The 20,964-nt window shown below is 72.3% G+C and carries 19 protein-coding genes and 1 pseudogene; 17 read left to right on the top strand and 3 right to left on the bottom strand.

Features of this window, described 5'->3' with window-relative positions; genetic code table 11:
* Positions 1 to 7: 7 nt before the first annotated feature.
* The 16 genes and pseudogenes from mpaM to AQJ64_RS52020 form a co-directional block, all read left to right on the top strand.
* Positions 8 to 823, top strand: coding sequence for a daptide-type RiPP biosynthesis methyltransferase (gene mpaM, locus AQJ64_RS14895; RefSeq protein ID WP_055632899.1), 816 nt, complete (start codon positions 8 to 10; stop codon positions 821 to 823).
* Positions 820 to 2,133 (top strand): daptide-type RiPP biosynthesis aminotransferase, encoded by a 1,314-nt coding sequence (gene mpaD / locus AQJ64_RS14890; RefSeq protein WP_055632898.1) that lies wholly within the window; start codon positions 820 to 822, stop codon positions 2,131 to 2,133. Before mpaM ends, mpaD begins: the two co-directional genes overlap by 4 nt.
* The gene (gene mpaC / locus AQJ64_RS14885) at positions 2,130 to 3,383 is read left to right on the top strand and encodes a daptide-type RiPP biosynthesis dehydogenase (protein WP_055632897.1); all 1,254 of its coding nucleotides are present in this window, start codon (positions 2,130 to 2,132) and stop codon (positions 3,381 to 3,383) included. The genes mpaD and mpaC overlap by 4 nt, the downstream gene beginning before the upstream one ends.
* A 78-nt stretch (positions 3,384 to 3,461) precedes the next feature.
* A complete protein-coding gene (locus AQJ64_RS49635) occupies positions 3,462 to 3,629 on the top strand; it encodes a daptide-type RiPP (protein WP_167738971.1) in 168 nt (55 codons plus the stop codon).
* Between the two features lie 153 nt (positions 3,630 to 3,782).
* Positions 3,783 to 3,947 carry a daptide-type RiPP gene (locus AQJ64_RS49630; RefSeq protein ID WP_167738970.1) on the top strand — a complete coding sequence of 55 codons (165 nt, stop codon included), beginning with the start codon at positions 3,783 to 3,785 and terminating at the stop codon, positions 3,945 to 3,947.
* Positions 3,948 to 4,051: 104 nt separating this feature from the next.
* The gene (locus AQJ64_RS49040) at positions 4,052 to 4,246 is read left to right on the top strand and encodes a hypothetical protein (protein ID WP_055632896.1); all 195 of its coding nucleotides are present in this window, start codon (positions 4,052 to 4,054) and stop codon (positions 4,244 to 4,246) included.
* The gene (locus tag AQJ64_RS14875; RefSeq protein ID WP_055632895.1) at positions 4,239 to 4,973 is read left to right on the top strand and encodes an ATP-binding cassette domain-containing protein; all 735 of its coding nucleotides are present in this window, start codon (positions 4,239 to 4,241) and stop codon (positions 4,971 to 4,973) included. The genes AQJ64_RS49040 and AQJ64_RS14875 overlap by 8 nt, the downstream gene beginning before the upstream one ends.
* The gene (locus tag AQJ64_RS14870) at positions 4,966 to 5,706 is read left to right on the top strand and encodes an ABC transporter permease (protein WP_055632894.1); all 741 of its coding nucleotides are present in this window, start codon (positions 4,966 to 4,968) and stop codon (positions 5,704 to 5,706) included. Before AQJ64_RS14875 ends, AQJ64_RS14870 begins: the two co-directional genes overlap by 8 nt.
* A gap of 14 nt (positions 5,707 to 5,720) precedes the next feature.
* Positions 5,721 to 7,364: a daptide biosynthesis intramembrane metalloprotease gene (gene mpaP, locus AQJ64_RS14865; RefSeq protein ID WP_055632893.1), complete on the top strand. Its 1,644-nt coding sequence runs from the start codon at positions 5,721 to 5,723 to the stop codon at positions 7,362 to 7,364.
* 73 nt (positions 7,365 to 7,437) lie between these two features.
* Positions 7,438 to 10,134 (top strand): class III lanthionine synthetase LanKC, encoded by a 2,697-nt coding sequence (gene lanKC, locus AQJ64_RS14860; RefSeq protein WP_055632892.1) that lies wholly within the window; start codon positions 7,438 to 7,440, stop codon positions 10,132 to 10,134.
* Entirely contained in the window at positions 10,131 to 11,198 is a 1,068-nt protein-coding gene (locus tag AQJ64_RS14855; protein ID WP_055632891.1) for a glycosyltransferase family 2 protein, read from the top strand. The genes lanKC and AQJ64_RS14855 overlap by 4 nt, the downstream gene beginning before the upstream one ends.
* 88 nt (positions 11,199 to 11,286) lie before the next feature.
* Positions 11,287 to 11,946 carry a dTDP-4-dehydrorhamnose 3,5-epimerase gene (gene rfbC / locus AQJ64_RS14850; RefSeq protein WP_079061663.1) on the top strand — a complete coding sequence of 220 codons (660 nt, stop codon included), beginning with the start codon at positions 11,287 to 11,289 and terminating at the stop codon, positions 11,944 to 11,946.
* A 111-nt stretch (positions 11,947 to 12,057) separates the two neighbouring features.
* Entirely contained in the window at positions 12,058 to 13,125 is a 1,068-nt protein-coding gene (locus AQJ64_RS14845; RefSeq protein WP_055632890.1) for a glucose-1-phosphate thymidylyltransferase, read from the top strand.
* Complete coding sequence (gene rfbB, locus AQJ64_RS14840; protein WP_055632889.1) at positions 13,122 to 14,141, top strand: dTDP-glucose 4,6-dehydratase; 1,020 nt, start codon at positions 13,122 to 13,124, stop codon at positions 14,139 to 14,141. The genes AQJ64_RS14845 and rfbB overlap by 4 nt, the downstream gene beginning before the upstream one ends.
* Positions 14,138 to 15,034, top strand: coding sequence for a dTDP-4-dehydrorhamnose reductase (gene rfbD / locus AQJ64_RS14835; RefSeq protein ID WP_055632888.1), 897 nt, complete (start codon positions 14,138 to 14,140; stop codon positions 15,032 to 15,034). Before rfbB ends, rfbD begins: the two co-directional genes overlap by 4 nt.
* Positions 15,035 to 15,056: 22 nt before the next feature.
* Positions 15,057 to 15,359, top strand: a pseudogene (locus AQJ64_RS52020) (transposase family protein); the annotation flags it as partial.
* 438 nt (positions 15,360 to 15,797) lie between these two features.
* On the opposite strand, the gene AQJ64_RS14825 reads toward AQJ64_RS52020, so the two are convergent.
* Complete coding sequence (locus tag AQJ64_RS14825) at positions 15,798 to 17,348, bottom strand: M23 family metallopeptidase (protein ID WP_055632887.1); 1,551 nt, start codon at positions 17,346 to 17,348, stop codon at positions 15,798 to 15,800.
* Between the two features lie 230 nt (positions 17,349 to 17,578).
* Complete coding sequence (locus tag AQJ64_RS14820) at positions 17,579 to 18,493, bottom strand: esterase/lipase family protein (protein WP_055632886.1); 915 nt, start codon at positions 18,491 to 18,493, stop codon at positions 17,579 to 17,581.
* A gap of 362 nt (positions 18,494 to 18,855) precedes the next feature.
* Between AQJ64_RS14820 and icmB the strand changes: the two genes are divergently transcribed.
* Positions 18,856 to 19,272, top strand: a complete 417-nt coding sequence (icmB, locus tag AQJ64_RS14815; protein ID WP_055632885.1) for a coenzyme B12-dependent isobutyryl CoA mutase small subunit — start codon at positions 18,856 to 18,858, stop codon at positions 19,270 to 19,272.
* Positions 19,273 to 19,307: 35 nt separating this feature from the next.
* Here icmB and AQJ64_RS14810 read toward each other — a convergent pair whose 3' ends face one another.
* Positions 19,308 to 20,957 (bottom strand): DUF5691 domain-containing protein, encoded by a 1,650-nt coding sequence (locus AQJ64_RS14810; protein WP_397800649.1) that lies wholly within the window; start codon positions 20,955 to 20,957, stop codon positions 19,308 to 19,310.
* Positions 20,958 to 20,964: the final 7 nt, after the last annotated feature.

Below are 20,964 nucleotides of genomic sequence, written 5' to 3'. Positions count from 1 at the left end.
GTCGACCATGAAGACGGACGGGACAGCGCTGCCCGGGACCGTGATCCCGGGGCGGGCGGGCGAACTGCTCGCCGAACTCGGCGACCGTGCCGAGGTGTGCAGCCTCTACGACGCGGACGGCTCGTCGATCTACCACGAGCTCTCCCAGCAGGACCACCACGAGGTACGGGAGCTGATCGCCCTGGTGCGGCGCTTCCCCGGCCCCGTGCTGGACCTCGCCGCGGGCTCCGGGCGGCTCACGATGCCCCTGCTCGCGCTCGGCCGTGAGGTCAGCGCGCTCGAACTCTCCGCGAGCATGCTGGACCTGCTGCGCGAGCGGTTGGACAGGGCACCGGCCGCGCTGCGCGAGCGGAGCACGCTCGTGCGGGGCGACATGACCGACTTCGCGCTGGAGCGGGAGTTCGCCTGTGTCGTCCTGGCCACGACGTCCATCTCGCTGCTCGACGAGGCGGGCCGCAAAGGCCTCTACGCCTCGGTGCGCACGCACTTGGCGCTCGGCGGGCGCTTCCTGTTGACGACCGTCGATCTCAACGCATCCCAGAACGCCGAGCTCGAACTCGAGTTCAGCACCGCCGAGGGGAACGACTACCGGATGTTCGAGTACTGGAAGCCCGGCATGGAGGCGCGTACCGTCACCATCTTCCCCGCCCGGTACGGCGCCGGACCGGTCCGCGTGGGGCTGACCAGCATCCGTGTCCTTCCCGCGGACCGACTGGAGGCGGAGCTGAGCACGAGCGGGTTCCGTGTCACCGCCCGCCACGCGCTGCCCTCCGTCGGCGCGCGCCACCACAGCACCCTCCTCGAAGTGGCGGCCGAAGGATGACCACGACAGACTCATGGACGGCAGACGCACGCGCCGGCGCCCTCTGGCCCTCCCTCCTTCCCCCCGAGCAGCACGGCAAGGACGAGCTATGCGCGGTCTCCGCCGAAGGCGTCCGCGTCCGCTTCGCCGACGGCCGTGAACTCCTCTGCGCCTCCAGTGGCTTGTGGAACACCAACCTGGGGTACGGCAACGAGGCCGTGGCCGAAGCGGCCGCCGAGGCGCTGCGCTCCGCCTCGTACCTCAGCACCTTCCGCTACGAGAACGTGTACGCGCGACGAGCCGCCGAGGCCCTCGTACAGGTCGCGGGAGCAGAGCACTACGGGCGGGTCCTCTTCTCGACCTCGGGCGGTGCCGCCAACGACCTCGCGATGAAGGTGGCCAGGCACTGCCTGGCCCTGCGCGGCGAGGCCCGTCGCAAGGTCGTCGTGGGACTGCGCGGCAGCTACCACGGGCTGACCTTCGGGGGGTTCGCCCTCACCGGCGAGGATCTGGGCCAGCAGTTGTACGGCGTCGACCAGCGGCTCGTACGACACGTGCCGCCGAACGACCCGGAGGAGCTGCGCACCCTCCTCGCGCGGCAGGGCGGGCAGATCGCGGCCGTCGTGGTCGAGCCCGTGCTCGGCTCGGGCGCGGTCCCGCTCGACGAGGAGTACGTCGCCACGCTGCTACGGCTGCGCGAGGAGCACGGCTTCCTGCTCATCGCGGACGAAGTGGCGACCGGTTTCGGCCGTACTGGAGACTTCTTCGCCTCGCAGCGCTGGCCCGCGCCGCCCGACCTGCTGATCGCTTCCAAGGGGCTCACCAACGGCGCGAGCGCCGCAGCCGTCGTCCTCACGTCCCGTGCCGTCGCGGACGTCTTCCACGAGGCCGGCGCGGTCCTGAGCCACGGCGAGACGCAGGCCGGGACCCCGGTCACCTGCGCCGCCATCCTCGCGACGCTCGCCGAGATGAGCCGGCTCGACGCGGTGACGCGGGCACGTCGGCTCGGCGACCTGCTCACCCGGGAGCTCGACGCGCTGGCCGCCGGCCATCCCCTCGTCACGGGGAGCACCGGGGTCGGCTGCTTCCGCTCGATCCGCCTGGCGGCGGCCGACGGCAGCGGCGCGCCGTTCCCCCAGAGCGAGGTGCCCGCGCTCGTCGCCGCCGTCCGGCGGGCCGGCGCCATCGTGCACCCCGGCCTGCACGGGGTCCAGCTCGTTCCCGCGCTGACCTACACCGACGCCGAGGTGGCCGAACTCCTCGCCTGTGTGCGGGCCGGGCTCGACCTGCACCTGGCCGCCACCACCGAGCGGGCGGGGGTGGGCGGATGACGGAGCACAGGGAGCAGGCCGCGTCCGCCAATGCAGAAGGCCATGCCACGCTCACCGGTACCGACGAGCTGGCCCGCCGCCTGCGCGAGACCCCCGAGCTCGGCGCCGCCCGGACCGTGCTCCTCGTCGACAGCGGAGTCCACCACACGGAGATCCACCGGCGGGTGACGGACGCGCTCGGCTCGCGCCCGTACGAGTCCCTGACGCTGAGCGGGGCCGGCGATCTGGCCGGCGTGCTCGCGCTGGGGACCCGGCTCGACGGGGCGGGGCTGGTGCTCGCGCTGGGCGGCGGCTCGCTGCTCGACCGGGCCAAGCTCGCGAGCCTGGTCGCTGCGGGGCCTGAGGTGGCGCGCCGCCTGACGGTGCCGCAGCGCACCGGACTCATCGTGCTCACGCGGATACCGCGGCGGCCCATGCCGCTGATCGCCGTACCCACCACCATCGGCACGGGCTCGGAGGCCAGCGCGGTCGCCTGCCTCGCATACGAGCACGCCAAGCGCCTCGTCATGGGGGCGCGGCTGCGGCCCGAGCTGTCGGTACTCGATCCGCTCGCCACCGCGACCCTGCCCCGGCACCTGCTCGTCGAGGGCGTCCTGGAGACGTTCTTCCGTCTTGTCAGCCCGTACATCGGCGACCACGCGGAGCTGCCGGAGCCGGACGCCCGCGTCGAAGCCACCGCCGTACGCCTGTTGCGCCTCGGGTACGAGATCGTGGAGGCGACCCGTGCGGGCGGGCGGGCCACAGACGAGCAGCGTGCGCGGAGCGCGCGGCTCAGCGCCGAGAGCCACACCCAGCACTTCCACGACGGCCGTGACCCGTACGCCGTCAAGGGCTGGCTCATCGCCAACGAGCTCTCCACGGTGCTCGGCCTGCGCAAGATGACGGCCGTCGCCGCACTGCTCCCGCCGCTGTGGCGGGCCATCGACCAGGGTGATGCACGCCTGGGCTCGGGGCGGCGTCTGCGTCGGCTGTGGGCCGTGATCCGTACGGGACTCGGACGGCCACTGCCCGCCGAGCCGGCGACCGGCGTGGCCGCGCTCGTCGACGCGTGGGGAATCGGGCGGCACGTCGTAGCGGACCCCGAGGCGACAGGGGCGATCGCGCACCGCATCGTCCGGGCCTGGGGAGCGGGGCTGCCGATGCTCGGCGGCCTCGGGCACACCGATGTGCTGCGGCTGTTGCGCCGGACCGTGGCGGCGCCGGACCGCCCCGTGCGCCTTGCCGAGGAGTACTTCGCCCCGGCCACCTAGGACTTCCACTACGGCTCGCCCCCAAGGGAGCCGAAGCGGGGGGAAATGAACAATTCCGTTGTTGAAGAAGGAGGGGACATGCAGGGCACGGAGACTCCCAAGCCGCTGCTGGAACTCGGTATGCAGGAGCTGGAGGCCATGGACGCGCCGGGCTGGTGGACCGCCATCGGCGTCAGCGCCGGCGTGGTCGTCAGCGCCTCCGCCGCCTACGGCAGCGCCGCCGCCTCGGTCTCGCTGCTCACCTGAGCCGGCGTCAGGCCGCGTACGTCGGGGAGCCTCACCGAAGCCCCCTGGCCCGCGCCGAGCGGTTTCACCCGAGCCCGTGACGGGCGGGCACCCACACGGAGTGCCCCACCGCACGTGTACATGATCGACTCACGACGAGAGGAGGTGTGACACATGGAGCAGACCAAGGAGATCGCTCCGCTGCTCGAGCTGGGTATGCAGGAGCTGGAGGCCATGGAGGCCCCGGGTTTCTGGACCGGGTTCTCGGTCGGCGTCGCGATCAGCGGCGTGGCCTCGGCGAGCGCCGCGGTCAGCGTGGCCGTCAGCATCGCCACCTGATGACGAGCGGTAACTGAGCCCGGTGCCGTGGCGACGGCCATCATCCGCCACCACGGCACCGGGCCAGTCCGTCAGAACCTAGCACCACGAGGTGGAGGAAGAACATGAACCGCAGGAGCACCGCGGGCATCGCCCTGTCCGTCGCCGGTCTCTGCGCGCTGATCGCGCTGGCCGCCGTGTCGACCGCGTTCGAACTGTCGGGGGCGGTGCGCGTCGGAGTCGTCGTCGTGCTGGTCTGCGCCATCGCCGGGGCGGCGGCCGTGCTCGGGGCCTCGGTGGTCAGGAGCAACCGTGAGTGAGGCGCCCGTCATCGAGTTCCACTGTGTGACCAAGAAGTTCGGCGGCGTCACCGCCGTGGAGGACCTCACCTTCGCCGTCCGGCCCGGCCGGATCGTGGGGCTCCTTGGCCGCAACGGCGCGGGCAAGAGCACCGCACTGCGTGTCCTCCTCGGCCTGGTCCAGCCGACGGCCGGACACGCGAACCTCTTCGGGCACGCGTACCAGGACCTGCCGGACGCCCCCCGACGGATCGGGGTCAGCATGGACACGATCGGCCCGACCCCGGGCACGACGGGCCGCCGCGACCTGCGGATCTGGGCGCGAAGCCTCGGCCTGCCCGACAGCCGCGTCGAAGCGGTGCTCGACCAGGTCGGCCTCACCGACAGCGCGGACCGCAAGGTCAAGGGCTACTCCACCGGCATGCGGCAGCGGCTCGCGCTCGCCACCGCGCTGCTCCCCGACCCCGAACTCCTGGTCCTCGACGAGCCGGTGAACGGTCTCGACCCGGACGGCATCCGCTGGCTGCGCGAACTGCTGCGCACCCTCGCGGCGGAAGGAAGGACCGTCCTGCTCTCCAGCCACCTGCTCGCCGAGGTCGAGCAGACCGTCGACGACGTCGTCATCCTCCAGCGCACCCTGCGATACTCGGGCCCGCTGGCACGGCTCACCACCGACGGCGCCGACCGCCTGGAGGACCGGTTCTTCGAACTGGCGGGCGCGAGCGCTCCGGGCGGTTCCCGTGACTGACGCACTGCGCGGTGAATGGCTCAAGGCATGGAGCGGCAAGGCGTGGATCGTCCTCCTCGTCTGCGGCACGTACATGTCGCTCATGACGAGCTTCGGCTACGGCTCCGAGGGCGACAAGGCGCTCGACCAGGGCAGCGGCGATCTCGCCGCCGTGACCGACGACGTCGTGCGCGCCTGGATGATGACCTTCCTCTTCGCTTCTCTGTACGGCGCCATCGTCGTCACGCGCGAGTACGGCTCGGGCTCGATCAGCCGCTCCGTCCTCGTGATGGGACGCGCGCGCCTGTTCGGCGCCAAGCTCGCCGTCGGCGCGCTCATGGGTGCGCTGTCCGGAGTGGTCGCGGTGGTCTTCTCGGTGCTCTCCGCATGGGGCGTACTCACCGTCTACGGACGGGACTTCGCCTGGACGAAGGAGACGACCCTGATCGCGGTGGGCCTCTTCGCATGCAACGTCCTGGCCGCTCCCTGGGGCGTCTTCATCGGCTGGATCATCCGCCATCAGATCGCCTCGGTCGTCACGGTCATGGCGCTGACCCTGCTGGTGGACCCCGGCCTCCAGCGGCTCGCCCCGAAGGCCGCGAGCTATCTGTTCACGATCGCGCTGAGCTCGGTCTACCGGGACGTGGGCCACACACTGCTGTCCCCGCAGACCGCCCTCCTGGTCATCGCGGGCTGGCTCGCCGCCGCCGGCTGCGCCGCATACCGGCTCCTCCGCGTCCGCGACCTCACGTAAGGCAGGCAGACCGCATGTCCTCCAAGACCGAGACGCCCCCCGTACCCCCCGAGCTCCTGGCCCGTCCCCGGCTCGCCGCGGACGTGTCGGTGCACGAACCGGCCGAGGAGGGGGCGCCGTGGCTGATCCAGCAGGGCCAGGCCCGCTACTTCCGGGTCCAGCCGGACCTGGCGCGCCTCGCCCTGGCCCTGAACGGGACCCGCGACCACGCGCTGCTCGCGGAGATCCTCGGGGCACCGTGGACGGTCGACGCGGTCGCGGGGGCTGTGGAGAAGCTCGCCGCCGGGAGACTGCTCGACAACGGGGAGGCCGTCCGCAGGAGCGCCCGCCGCTTCAAGTTCGTCCCGCCCATGACGCTCCAGTTCACGCTCGTACGGCCCGAGCGCATGCTGCGCCGGATCTCACCGCTCGTACGGGCGCTGACGGGGCGGGCCGCAACGGTGGCCGCCGTCGTACTCACGCTGACCGGGCTGCTCGTGCTCGCGGCACAGTCGGCTCGGGTCGGTGCCGTCCTGGGACAGCCGCTCGGGCTCGGCACGTACCTGGCCGTCTTCGCGGGCGTCCTGGCCACGACCGCCGTGCACGAGTTCGGGCACGGCGCCGTCCTCACCCATCACGGAGGACGCCCCGGCCGGATGGGGGTGATGCTCTTCTACCTGTCGCCCGCCTTCTTCTGCGACGTCACCGACGGGTGGCGGCTGCCGCGCAAGGGCCAGCGGGTCGCGGTGGCCCTCGCCGGGATCGCCACGCAGGTGGTCATCGCCGGGGGCGCTGCCGTGGCCTCGCTCTTCTTCTCCGGCGCGGCACGGGACGGGCTGCTCGTCTTCGCCTTCGTCACGTACATCGCGGGCCTGCTCAACCTGATGCCGTTCGTCAAACTCGACGGCTACATCGCGTTGATGAGCCACCTCGACGTCCCGCACCTGCGGGACCGGGCCCTGACCGACGCGCGCCGCGCGGTCGCCGGTGTGCTCTTCGGCGGTCGCCACAGCCGCGAGCTGCCCGAACTCGGCCGCTGGGCCGTGCCGTTCGGCCTCGCGTCCATGGTCTTCCCGCTCTACATGATCGCCACGGCCGTCGGCCTGTGGGGCGACACCCTCCAGCGGGTCGGCGTCGTCGGCGCCTGGCTCATGCTGTGCGGGGTCGGCTTTCTCGGCTACCACCTCGTCCGCGGATTCGCGCGGGTCGTACGGGAAGCGCGTGCCGGGGGCGCGGGCGCGGCCCGTATCGGCGCCGTCGCCGTCCTGCTCACCGGGGCGCTCACCGCCGGGCTCGCGCTCGTCGACGTCCCGTACACGGTGAGCGCGGGGTATGCCGTACGGGACGGAGGGAAGGTCGAACTCCTGCTTCCGCCGTCCGCCGACCGTCTAGTGATCGAAAAGGGTGCGGAGGTACGGCTCTACCGCGTGGGCGTGGCCGCGAAGAGCGAGACCGGGCGCGGTGTGATCGCCGATGACCGGGCCACCGCGACGACGGCTCCGCTCTCCGCCTTCCTGCCGGTGCGGGCCGACATGCTGCCGACCCCCGCCGACGGGTACCTGCTGCGGCTCACGAAGAGCCCCGAGTCCGACCTGGGCGGGGCCGTCGTGGACGGGGGAAGGATGCCCGCCGGGCAGTGGATCTTCACCAAGTACGTGCTGCCGGCCTTCCGCTGGTAACGGGGCCCCGCCCCAGTCGATCGAGTGACAACTCCGCCCCGGCCGTGGCCGGGGCGGCCGCTAGGAGACCCTTATGGACTTCCGGTACCTGACCTTCTGCCGGCCCGGCGAGGTCTTCTACGACGTGCAGGCCCCCGCCGGTGCCGAGGACGACTTCCCCGCCGCGCGCACCCCGCCCCCCGAGGGCTGGACCCGCAGCGCCAACGAGGACTGGGTGATCTTCCGCCCGCCAGGTGTCGAGCTTCCCGAGCAGGGCTGGAAGATCCATGTGACGGCCACCCCGGAGAACGCCGAACGGATCAGCCGCCTCGTGCGCGACTACTGCCTCGAGCACGGCGTGTACTTCAAGTTCATCCGCAGCGCCGCCGTGCTCGTGCGCCGCAACAGCAAGTACGGCGACCGGGGCAGCAGCGGCAAGTTCGTCACGCTCTACCCACTCGACGAAGAGATGCTCGCGCGGCTCCTCGACGCGCTCGACGCCCTTCTCACCGGTGAGACAGGACCGTACATACTGAGTGACCTGCGCTGGCGCTCAGGACCTCTCTACGTGCGCTACGGCGGCTTCGTGGCGCATCTCGCGCGCGACGCGTCCGGCGAACTCGTCCACTGCGTCAAGGACCCGTCCGGCAACTGGGTGCCCGATGTGCGTGGCCCCGGCTTCCGCCCACCCGCCTGGGTGACCCTGCCCGAGTGCCTTAGGGAAGCGCTCGCGGAGCGCAACAGCGGAACACTCACCGACTTTCCGTACCGCCCGGTCAAGGCCCTGCACTTCTCCAACGGCGGCGGCGTCTACCTCGCCACCGACACCCGTACCGGCGCCACCGTTCTGCTCAAGGAGGCCCGTCCGCTCGCCGGTCTCGACGCCGAGGGCGCCGACGCCGTGGCCCGCCTGCGCAACGAGCACTGGGCGCTCCGGCGGCTCGCCGGGCTCGACTGCATGCCCGCGCACGCCGAGTTCCGCAAGGGCCACGAGCACTACTACCTCGCCCGCGAGTACGTCGAGGGCAAGGCGCTCGGCCAGGAGATGCAGGAGCGCAACCCGCTCCTCGCAGCCGAACCCGCCACGCCGGAGGACTTCGCCGCCTACGCCCGCTGGGCACTGGACACCCTCGACAGGATCGAGCGCGGAGTCCGCGAACTGCACGCGCGCGGTGTCGTCTTCGGCGACCTCCACCCCAACAACGTGCTCCTGCGCCCGGACGGCGGCGTCGTCTTCATCGACTTGGAGGCGAGCAGCGAGGCGGTGGCCGCCGCCCCCCAGGCCATGGCGGCGCCCGGCTACCAGGCCCCGGTCGGGTACACCGGAGTGGACGTCGACCGGTACGCCATGGGCTGCCTGCGCCTCGGCGTCTTCCTGCCGCTCACCCAGGCACTGCCGTGGTCGGCGGACAAGGCCGAGCAGTTCCTCGCGTTGATCACTCGCGTCTTCCCCGTACCGGAGGATTTCGCCGGGCGGGTACGGGACGATCTGGCGCCGCCGGCCGGGTCCGCCTCCCATGAGGGCACTGTGCCTCCGGGCGGGGCCGGGCCCGCCGAAACGGACGTTTCCCCCGGTTCGGCCGCGCCCGCCTCCGCCGCCGGCATCTCTGCTCCCGCACCCTCCTGGCCTGCGGCAGGTCCCGACGCCGAAGGCTGGCCCGAGCTGCGGCGGCGCCTCGCCGACGGCATCCTCGCCGCCGCGACACCCGGGCGCGCCGACCGGCTCTACCCCGGTGACATCGAGCAGTTCCACGGCCAGGGCGGTGGCGCGAACCTCGCGTTCGGCGCCGCGGGCGTGGTCTGGGCGCTCTCCCAGGCCGGCGTCGAGGTGCCCGAAGAGCACCTCGACTGGCTTGTCGCCGCGTGCGAGCGCGTCGACGCACCCGGCTTCTACGACGGCCTGTGCGGAATCGCCTTCGCCCTCGACGAGCTCGGCCTCCGCGCGCCCGCAAGGGAACTTCTGGAGCGCGCCGCCGCCCGCTGGACCGCCGTCGACGCCGACCTCGACGACAGTCTCTTCAGCGGCAGAGCCGGGATCGCGCTCACCCTCCTGCACTTCGGGGAGAAGTACAGCGAGCCCGACCGGATCGAACACGCCGCGCGCCTGGCCGACCGCATCACCGGACCCGCCCGGGGCGGCAGGCGCCGCCCCGGCCTGCTCCACGGCGGTTCGGGGCAGGCGCTGTTCCTGCGACGCCTCTTCGAGCACACCGACGAGCCGAAGTACCTCGACCAGGCCGTCGAGGCGCTTCGCGCCGACCTCGCCGAGAGCGGCTGGGCAGCCGACGCGGAGGCCAGGGCGCCGTACGCCGCCTGGTCCGTGCCGGTGATCAGCGGCGGCGCGGGGATGGCGCTCGCCGTCGACGCGGTGCTCGAACACACAGCGGACGCCGAACTCGGCCTGGCACGCGCGACGCTGGGCGAGCGGCTCGCCGCACCCTTCTTCAGCCACGCCGGAGTGTTCACCGGGCGGGCGGGGGCGATGCTGGCGCAGCACAGGCTGCGGCCGGCGGACGGGCCCGGCGAGCCCGGGGCCACCGCGCCTGCCTCCCCGCCCGCGCACCTCGCCGCTCTCGGCCTCCACGCCGTCCCGCACGCCGGGGCCCCCGCCTTCCTCGGCGACCAGTGTCTGCGCCTCTCCACAGACCTCGCCACCGGTACCGCTGGAGTCCTGCTCGCCGTCGACACCGTCCTCACCGGCAAGGACACGGGGCTGCCGTTCCTCACCGGCCGGGGAAGCCGGTTCACCGGCCAGGGGAGCCCAACCGCAGGAAAGGGCGGACCCGCATGACGCCCGCCCCCTGCTTCTCCGTCATCTGTCCCACGTACAACCGCTCACGCGCGATCACCCGCACACTGGACTCCGTCCGCGCGCAGTCCTTCCCCGGCTGGGAGCTGCTCGTCATCTCCGACGGCAGCACCGACGACACGGACGAGTGGGTACGCGCGGCAGCCGCGGAGGAACCGCGCATCCGGTTCGTCCGCGCTCCCCGACACGGTCATCCGAGCGGCCCTCGCATGATCGGACTCGCCGAGGCGCGCGGGGAGTTCGCCGCGTACATCGACCACGACGACGAGTGGCGCGCGGACCATCTGCGGGTACTGCTCGGCGCCTTCGAGGCCGGGGCGGACCTCGTCGCGACCGGCTGCGAGCGCCGGACCGCCACCGGCGAGGTCACCTCACGCTCCGACCTCCTCGAAGTGGTCTGGCACCCCGAGATCCAGTTGCTGGGACCGATGTTCGAGCCCTCACGCGTCGCTCACCGCCGCCCGCTCGCCGAGGAGGCGGGCGGCTGGCGCGCGGGCGACGGGCTCGAGGACTGGGACCTGTGGCTGCGGATGGCCGATCTCGGCCTGCGTTTCACGACGGTCCACGCGCACACCGCGACCCTTCTCGACGACAGTTCCACCCGTAGGCACCGAACCGTGCGGCGCCACCGCCTCCCGCTCGCCGTCTTCGACGATGCACGGCGCGCCCACGCCGCACTGCGCCGCCTGCGAGGTGGCGAGCACGACGAGGAGTTCCGCCACGCCTACCTCGCGGACACCATCGAGTGGTACGAACGCATGGCGACCACCCCGGAGTTCGTCCTTCCCACCGGGTGGCGAGGGGAACTGCGCCCCGAGATCACCCGCCGCGGGACGGCGCCCGGGGAGCTGTGGCCCGACCTGGTTCTGGTGCCCGAACGCGACCGTTTCGTCCTCGCCCAGCTCCTCTGGTGCGCCACCGCCGACCATGCCCGCTACGTCACGTCCCTCTCCGCGCGCGTCCAGCGTCGCCAGCTCACGCTGGCGGCCGAGGTCGCCGGGTTGGAATCCGGCACCTTCGGAAACCGGGCCGGGCGGGTCCTGTGACATGCCGTCGTACGAGTGCACCGCCCGGGAGCGCCCACCCGTCGAAGGGCTCAGCGAAGCGGGACGAGCGAAGGAGAAGGCAACTGCCATGCGGGAACTGCGCATTCCTGGAGCCTGGATCGAGGAGCCCCGGGTGTTCCACGACACCCGGGGGAGCTTCCACGAGTGGTTCAGCGGCCGCGGCTTCAAGACCGCCACCGGCCGCGGGCTGCCGCTGGCCCAGGCCAACCAGTCGGTGTCCCACCGAGGCGTCATCCGGGGCATCCACTTCAGCGATGTCCCGCCGGGGCAGGCGAAGTACGTCACCTGTGTGCGCGGCGCGGTGCTCGACGTGATCGTGGACCTGCGCACCGGCTCCACCACCTTCGGTGAGTGGGAGGCGGTGCCACTCGACGATCGCACGCACCGGGCCGTCTTCCTCTCGGAAGGGCTCGGCCACGGCTTCGCCGCCCTTACCGACGAGGCCACGGTGGTCTACTTCTGCTCCACCGGCTACGCCCCCGAGCGCGAGCACGGCATCCACCCGCTCGACCCGACGCTCGGCATCGCGTGGCCCGGCGGGGCCGGTAGGCCCATGCTGTCGGAGAAGGACGCCCTGGCCCCCTCGCTTGCCGAGGCACGCGATCAAGGGCTGCTCCCCTCGTACGAACGGTGCGTGGAAACCGCCCTCGGCGGCGGGCCGGGCGGGATGCCGGACTCACTCCTCCAGGGCCAGCCTCCGGGTCCGCCGCCGCTCCAGAGGCGGTAGAGAGGTCCAGTACCAGGCCGTCGGGGCGCGCCCAGCCGCGCCCCGGCACCGCAGGACACCCCGGGCGTGCCGGTGTCGCACCGCCCGCCACCGACTGACGGGAAAGAACTCGTGAAAGCTCTTGTACTCGCCGGGGGGGTGGGATCCCGGCTACGGCCGATCACGCACACCTCCGCCAAACAGCTTGTGCCCGTGGCCAACAAACCCGTCCTCTTCTACGGCCTCGAGTCCATCGCGGCAGCGGGTATCGAGGACGTCGCCCTCGTCGTCGGCGACACCGCGGCGGAGATCCGCGGAGCCGTCGGGGACGGCAGTCGGTTCGGGCTGCGGGTCAGCTACATACCGCAGGAACGCCCGCTCGGGCTGGCGCATGCCGTCCTCATCGCGCGGGACTTCCTCGGCAACGACGACTTCGTGATGTACCTGGGTGACAACTTCATCGTCGGCGGTATCAACGCGCTGGTGGACGGCTTCCGGGAGGACCGCCCCGACGCGCAGATCATGCTGACGCCGGTGGACGACCCGTCCTCCTTCGGCGTCGTCGAACTGGGCTCGGACGGCCAAGTGGTGCGTCTGGAGGAGAAGCCGGAGTTCCCCAAGAGCAACCTGGCACTGGTCGGTGTGTATCTGTTCACGCCCGCCGTGCACGAGGCGGTGCGCGCCATCTCGCCGTCCGGGCGCGGCGAGCTGGAGATCACCGACGCGGTCCAGTGGCTGGTCGACGCGGGCCGCGACGTGCGGTCGGTGGAGATCTCCGGCTACTGGAAGGACACCGGAAACGTCGCTGACATGCTGGAGGTCAACCGCACCGTGCTCGAGTCGGTGGCGCCCCGGCTGGAGGGCGAGGTGGACGACGCCAGCGAGATCGTCGGCGCGGTGCGGATCGCGCCGGGTGCCCGGGTGCGCCGCTCCCGAATCGTCGGCCCCGTCGTCATCGACACCGGCACCGAGGTGGCCGACTCCTACGTCGGCCCCTACACCTCCGTCGCCCAGGACTGCCGGATCAGCGGCAGCGAGCTGGAGTTCTCCATCGTGCTGCGCGGGGCGCGGATCGAGGGCACGCGCCGCGTCCAGGCCTCGCTCATCGGCCGAGACGCGCGGGTGGTGTCCGCGCCACGGGTGCCCGACACCCACCGGCTGGTGCTCGGCGACCACAGCAGCGTGGAACTGGCCCCATGACGACCGCCGTCCGCATTCTGGTCACCGGTGGGGCCGGGTTCATCGGCTCTCACTATGTGCGCACCCTGCTGGGACCCGAGGGCGCCGGGGGCGTCCACGTCACCGTCCTCGACAAGCTCACCTACGCGGGCGTCGCAGCCAACCTCGACGCGGTGCGCGGCTCGGACCGGTTCGCCTTCGTGCAGGGGGACATCTGCGATGCCGAGCTGGTGGACAAGCTGGTCGGCCGACACGACCAGATCGTCCACTTCGCCGCCGAGACCCACGTCGACCGGTCGCTGCACGCCGCCGACGCCTTCGTACGCACCAATGTGCACGGCACCCAGACACTCCTGGACACCGCACTGCGGTACCGCCCGGAGGTCTTCGTGCACGTGTCGACGGACGAGGTGTACGGCTCGATCGCCAAGGGTTCCTGGACCGAGGACGCGCCGCTCGCTCCCAACTCGCCCTATGCGGCGACGAAGGCATCCAGCGATCTGCTCGCGCTGGCGTGCCACCGCACCCATGGCGTGGACGTGCGGATCACCCGCTGCTCCAACAACTACGGCCCCCACCACTTCCCGGAGAAACTGATCCCGCTGTTCGTCACCAACCTGCTGGACGGCGCCGAGGTTCCGCTCTACGGGGACGGACTCGATGTGCGGGACTGGCTGCACGTCGACGACCATGTACGCGGCATCGAGCTGGTGCGGACCGGCGGCCGGGCGGGCGAGGTCTACCACATCGGGGGCGGCGCGGAGCTGACCAACCGGGAGCTGACGCGACTGCTGCTGGACGCCGTGGGAGCCGACGCGTCCCTGGTCCGGAACGTCGAGGACCGCAAGGGGCACGACCGCCGGTACTCGTTGGACTGGAGCAAGATCCGTGACGATCTGGAATACCGGCCGCGCCGCGGGTTCGAGGAGGCACTGGTGGAGACGGTCGCCTGGTACCGGGACAACCGCCCGTGGTGGGAGCCGCTCAAGAAGCGGGCCGCGCCCTTGGATTCCCCGGGGCCGGGGGTGCGCGCATGAGGCGCCCGTGGCTGGTGACCGGTGCGGCCGGCATGCTCGCGCGGGACCTGCTGACCGCGCTGGCCGCGACCGGCACCGAGACGGTGGCGCTGGACAAAAGGGATCTCGACATCACCGACCCGCGGGCGGTACGCGCCGCCGTGCACGCGCACCGGCCCAGCACCGTCGTCAACTGCGCGGCCTGGACCTGCGTCGACGACGCGGAGCGGCACGAGCCGGACGCGCTGCGCATCAACGCCGAGGGCCCGCGCCACCTGGCCGAGGCCTGTGCGGACGCAGAATCCCGCCTGCTCCAGCCATCCACCGACTACGTCTTTCCCGGCGACACCGGGACCCCGTACGGCGAGGGGAACCCGCCGGGACCGCGTACCGCCTACGGCCGCACCAAGCTGGCCGGCGAGCGGGCCGTGCTGGCGACGCTGCCCGACCACGGTTACGTGGTGCGGACGGCCTGGCTGTACGGCGCGTACGGGCGGAACTTCGTCAGCACCATGATCGCGTCGGAACGGCGGCGTGACACGCTCGACGTGGTCGACGACCAGCGCGGCCAACCCACCTGGACCGTGGACCTCGCCGCCCAACTGGTACGGCTCGGCCGGGCCGCGGAGCGCGGCGAGGCCCCGCCCGGCGTGTATCACGGCACCAGCACGGGCGAGACAACCTGGTACGGGCTGGCCCGCGAGACCTTCAGGCTGCTGGGCGCCGACCCCGACCGGGTACGCCCCACCACCACCGCGACCCTGGCCCGGCCCGCGCCACGGCCCGCCTGCAGCGTGCTCGGACACGACCGTTGGCGGGCCGCCGGCCTCCGCCCGATCCGGCACTGGCAGGAGGGCCTGGCCTGCGCGCTGCCGAACCTGGCGCCGTCCGGGCGTGCCCCGAGTTCCGTGTGACCTCCCTGCGAGGGGTTGTGGCATGAGCATGCGCAAGCCGTACCCGAGCGATCTCACCGACAAGCAGTGGGAGCTCGTCGAACCCGTGATTTACTTCTACCTCTGGCGCGACGAGGGCACCGACCAGGACCTTCACGACCTGCTGCGCTGGCAACTGCGGGAGAAGCGCAAGCGATTGGCCGACCCGAGCCTGGTGGCCCTGGACACGCAGAGCATCCACGCCGCCGTCGGCGTCCCCGCCACGATGACCGGCAAGGGTGCCGCGAAAAGGGTGCCAGGCAGGAAGAGATGCCTGGCCGTGGACGTACTGGGCCTCGTCATCGCCTGCCGCATGAGCGAGAACCTGCGCATCACCCGCAAGACCCTCCTCACTTTCCCGCTGCCCTCACCCGCCACCGAGCCGGACCACCCCGACAACCCGGACCACCCCGCCTACCAGCACATCCTCACCGCCCTGACCGACGCGGGCCGACCGATGCGCGCCCGCGACCTCTGCCAGGCACTCGACCTGCAGATCCTCCCGAAGAACACCGAGGGCATCCGCTCCAAACTGAAGCGCCTGGTCAGCCGAGGCATCCTCATCGAATCCGGACCCGGCTTGTTCGCCCGCACCGACGCCTGAGGGCCACCTCCCACCCGCGACCAGCGGTCCTTCTCCAACCTCAACCACGAAACGGACAAGAGCTCACGTTCCGCACTCTGAGACCTCGCGCGTGAGCCCCCGCTTCCACAGCGGGGGCTCACGACGGAACAGTCGCAGGTGCTACGTCGGGTCCAGCCCGTGGCTGCGCAGCCACGGCAGCGGGTCTATGGGCGAACCGCCGGCCGGCCGGACCTCGAAGTGCAGGTGCGGGCCGGTGGAGTTGCCCGAGTTCCCGGAGTACGCGATCGGATCGCCGGCCTTCACCGTCGTACCGGAGGCGACGCGGTAGGTGGAGAGATGGCAGTACCAGGTCTCCGTGCCGTCCTTCGCCGTCACGATCAGCATGTTGCCGTAGGCGCTGTTCCACTGCGTCCGTACGGTGCCGTCGGTCGCCGACATCACCGTCGTGCCGTAGGAGACGGGGAAGTCGATGCCGGTGTGCTGGGACATCCAGTTGACGCCGGCCTGGCCGAAGTAGGCGCTGAGTCCGCGCTGGGCGACCGGGAGGGCGTACTTCGGGCGCAGCCGCTCCTTGCGGGCCGCCTCCGCCGCCGCCTTCTTCTTCTCGGCCGCCTGCTGTTCCTTGAGGTCGATGCGTTCCTGCGTCCGGCTGGCCCGGTCGGCGAAGTTGTCGGCCTCGGCGCTGAGGGTCTCGAGCTGGGAGTCCAGCTTGTTGTTGGCGGCGGACGGTTTCACCGCCTGCGCGTCCGAGGCGGTGGCCGTGGTGTCCTTGTCGTCGCCACCGGTCAGGGTGCCCACGGAGGCGGCGGCGATCCCGGCGACACCCATCACACACGCCGAGGGCACGGCCACGGTCAGCAGCGCGGAGCGCTTCGGGGGCGTACGGCGGCGGGAACGGCTCGCGTTGCGGGCGGCCGCGCGGGTGGCGGGCGCCGGCTCGCTCTCCTCCTGGTCGTCCAGGAGGAGCTGCCCGGACACGGCGGGCAGCTCACCGGTGGCGGACAACTCGCGGCCGTCGGAGGTCTGTTCGTCGTGGCCGACCGACTCGAAGGTGGCGGTGGCCTGCTGGTCGAAGGGGACCTCGGCCGGCTGCTCGTACGCGTCGGAGGCGGCGCCGGTCTCGCTGTCGCCGTCGGAGTTCCACTGCGTGGCGTCGTAGGTGCCGGTCTCGAAGGTCTGGGTGCCCCATTCCCAGTGCTGGGTCTGGTCGGCGGGGTTGCCGGACTGGTCCGGCTGGAGCCAGGCGTTCGCGTCCCAGTGGCCGCCGGTGTCGGACACCGAGGTCTGCGGCGGGACGAGCGGGAGCTGCTGGTGGCCGGTCGGCCAGCCGGTCGTGTCGTAGGCGCCCGAGTCGTAGGCGGCGTGGTGCTGGGCCGCGTACGGGTCGTAGTTCAGGACGTGGTGGCCGCTGGTGTCGTGGAGCTGGTGGCCGCCGGTGTCGACCATGGTCGGCTGGGCGCCGACGTTCCACTGCCCGGTGCCGTAGGCGTTGTCGCCGGTGCCGGTACCCGTGCCGGCGTCGGGGAGGCTGCCGAAGAGGGGGTCGGCCGCGTAGTGGCCGGTGTGCTGGGCGCCGGTGTCGTAGCCGTGGTACGAGGTGAAGCCGTCGTACGGGGCTTCCTGGGTGCCGTACGACGCGTAGGGCGCGGAGTCGGCGTCGGAAGCCGGAGCCGGGGTGGTCGTGGTCCCCGACGGGTGACGGTCGTTCACCAACTTCTCTCTCGCCTCGACAACAGGGGCTGCCAGAGCAGTGCGGCGACTGTACCCGGCGGTATGCGGGCGCGACAATCTTCCGCAGGTTTCGTGCGCGAAGGAAAGGGGCAATCGGCCGTGTTTCGGGGGACGGCGGACGCGGGTTTGGCCTTATGTTCGAAGACTGTTCGAGGTGAGGCGGGTCTCGAACGTCTATCGAATCCCTTCGAACGGTTGCCGGGCGGGTCTCACGCCACCGTCAGACCGCCGGTGCGCGTGTCGGCCGTGGCCGTCTCCGGGGTGTCGAGGGCCTGCCGTATGCCGGTCGCGACCGCCGGATGCACGGGCAGGGCGAGATGGCCGATTCCCGTCACCCGGACGTTCTGCGTGAGCAGGTCGGGGTGGTCGATCCGGGCCGTCTCCAGCGGGTCCATCAGGTGGTCGAGGTCGCTCCAGAAGCTGACGAAGTGCGTACGGCAGCCGGGCGCGGGCCGGGACAGCTCCTCGATGACCTCCGAGCCGGGGCGCATCTGGCGCACGATGGGGTGCGCGTTCGCCAGCGGCACCACCGTGGTGCCCGCGTGCGGGGTACCCAGCGTGACCAGCGTGCGGACCCGGACGTCACCGCCCAGCCGCTGCACGTAGTAGCGGGCGATCAGACCGCCCAGGCTGTGGCCGACGACATCGACCCGGGTGCTGCCGGTGCGCTCGCATATCTCCTCTATGTGCCGCCCGAGCAGTTCGGCCGCCGTACGGATGTCGCAGGTCAGGGGCGAGTAGTTCAGCGACTCCACACGGTGCCTGCCGTGCTGGGCGAGGCTGCGGCGCAGCAGGACGAAGACCGAGCGGTTGTCGATGAAACCGTGCAGCAGGACGACCGGGAGCGGGGCCGGGGTGGGCAGCTGCGTGAGGCACTCGGTGCCATTTTCGTTCGATGCGCTGTTCTCTCCGGGCGGAAGCGCGGGGCGACGCCGCTCCTGGGCGATTCCGGAGGGGTAGAGCAGGAGGTGGCCGGCGAGGATCGCGAGGTCCAGGACGGTGGCCTTCAGCAGGGCCGTGGAGAGCCCGGCCAGCCTGCCGGGGATGTTCGGAAGGCTCGGAAGGTCCGGCAGCAGACGCCGGTAGAGCGGAAGAAAGGGCTGCAGCACCCTGGTGACCTGCATCGCCGACCTCCTGTCGGCACACGCCGAGGACGTCTCTGTCCCCCGTGTGCCCTCGTGGAAGTCGCGGCGGAGGAGATCGGCTGCCGGGCGGACGGAGGGGGCCTTGGCCCCGGGCGTCCGTCGCGCCTGGACCGATGCGCCGTACCGCCGCGGCGCGCGGTCTGCGGCGCGGCGGTACGGCGACCTCGTGTGCGGCTCCCGTTACTGTCCCATCATGTGATTTCCCCGTTGGCCCATGCCACGAAACGGCCGGTTGCGGGATGCTGGCGATAACGTTCGTTCACTTCCCCGGGTGTGTGGCACGGGGTGTCCGAGCCGTCGAGAGCGGGCGGAGCGGGCGGAGTCGCTTCTGGGAGGCAGTCATGGGTGTGGCATCCGGCCCGATCCGCGTGGTGGTGGCCAAGCCGGGACTCGACGGCCATGACCGCGGCGCCAAGGTGATCGCCAGGGCGCTGCGCGACGCCGGCATGGAGGTCGTCTACACCGGGCTCCACCAGACCCCCGAGCAGATCGTCGACACGGCGATCCAGGAGGACGCCGACGCGATCGGGCTGTCCATCCTGTCCGGGGCGCACAACACGCTCTTCGCCGCGGTCATCGACCTGCTCCGGGAGCGGGACGCCGCGGACATCCTGGTCTTCGGCGGGGGGATCATCCCCGAGGCGGACATCGCCCCGCTGAAGGAGAAGGGCGTCGCGGAGATCTTCACCCCCGGGACGACCATGGCGGCGATCGTGGAGTGGGTCCGGGAGAACGTGGGGCAGCCGACCGGGGCCTAGGGAACCGTGGGCGACGGGCGGCCGGGCTGCCGCCGTCACGACGGTTCCCCTTCCAGTTCCTGTGCCATCACCGCCCTCAGCCGCAATGTCGTCCCCAGGCGCTGGAACGCCTCCGCCCAGTAGCCCCCCGCCCCGGGGGACGCGTCCTCCGATTCGTCGGGTACGGCGAGAAGGGCGTCGAGCCGGGAGACCTCCGCGGGGTCCAGGCAGCGTTCGGCGAGGCCCATCACCCCACTGAAACTCCACGGGTAACTTCCCGCGTCCCGCGCGATGTTGAGGGCGTCGACCACCGCCCGGCCGAGGGGGGCGGCCCACGGCACCGCACACACGCCGAGCAGTTGGAACGCCTCCGACAGCCCGTGCGCCGCGATGAATCCGGCCACCCACTCCGCCCGCTCGCCCACCGACAGGGTGCCCAGCAGCTTGGCCCGCTCGGCGAGGGAGACCGCGCCCGGGCCACCCGCACCGGGCGCGGACGGCGGTCCGAGCAGCGCCCGCGACCAGGTCGCGTCGCGCTGCCGTACGGCGGCCCGGCACCAGGCCGCGTGCAGCTCGCCCAGCCAGTCGTCGGCCACCGGCAGCGCGACGATCCGGTCCGGGGTACGACCGCCCAGCCGCGCCGGCCACGCGGTGAGCGGGGCCGCCTCCACCAACTGGCCGAGCCACCACGACCGCTCACCCCGGCCGGCCGGGGCCTTGGGGGCGACGCCGTCGCGCTCCATGTCCGCGTCGCACGTGTGGGGCGCCTCGACGACGAGCGTCGGCGTGTCGCCGGTGTGGTCGACGGCCACGCACGCACCGGCCCGGACCGCCATCCGCGCGGCGAGCGCCGAACCGGGCAGCGCCGACAGCAACTCGGCCGCCGTCGCCCGCACATTGCGGCTGCGGTCCGCCAGCGCCGCCTCCAGGAACGGCTCGTCCCGCTCACCGAGGCCGGCGCGCAGCGAGTCGAGGAACATCAGCCGGTCCTCCGCGCGCTCCGTCGGCCAGGTCGACTCCAGCAGCGCGCGGGCCGCGTCGGGGGCGCGGGAGCGCAGGGAGGCGAGGAGGGCGACGCGCTCGGCGAACAGGCCCTCCTGCCAGAGCTTCTCGATCCGCCCGGTCTCCTCCGGGCCCGGCAGGGAGGCGTCCCCGCCCGGTGCGGCGCGCAGCGCGAACCGCCACTCCGGGTTCAGCCGGGCCAGCCACAGGGCGCGCGGGCCCGCGAACCTCAGCGCCGCCGGCCGCAGGTCCGTACGCCCGCGTGCCGCGTCGAGCAGCGCGGGCAGGGCCTCGGCGGGCGGGGCGAACCCGTGCGCGTTCGCCGCCGCCAGCCACTGGGGCAGCAGCTCCACGAGATCCGGTGCCGTGCCCCTGCGCCCGGCTCCGCCGGTGCCGGGGCGGTCGGCGAGCAGCAGGGCGAGTCTGCGGGCCGCGGGAGCGGGCAGCGTGGGGCGCGGGTCGGCGGGGGCCGGTTCCGGCCGGGTCGCGGCCCGGCCCGGACGCAGCCCGGCCCGGCGCCGTACGGTCTCGGCCGCCGCCGCGTCCAGCAGCGCGGACGGCGCCGACCGGCCGGCGGCGGACCCGGGGGGTGTACGGCGATCCGTGCCCAGGAGAGCCGCGGTGACCAGGTCCTCCCAGGTGGGGGCGGTGTCCGTGGGGGGTGTCGGGGTGGGGTGCAGGGGTGTCCCCTCTGTCTCGGCCACGGCCGGA

Source organism: Streptomyces griseoruber (genome assembly GCF_001514205.1).
In the GTDB taxonomy this organism is placed as follows: Bacteria; Actinomycetota; Actinomycetes; order Streptomycetales; family Streptomycetaceae; genus Streptomyces; species Streptomyces griseoruber.
The sequence above is the reverse complement of the archived record's forward strand: the minus strand, read 5'-3'. Positions and strand labels throughout refer to the sequence as shown.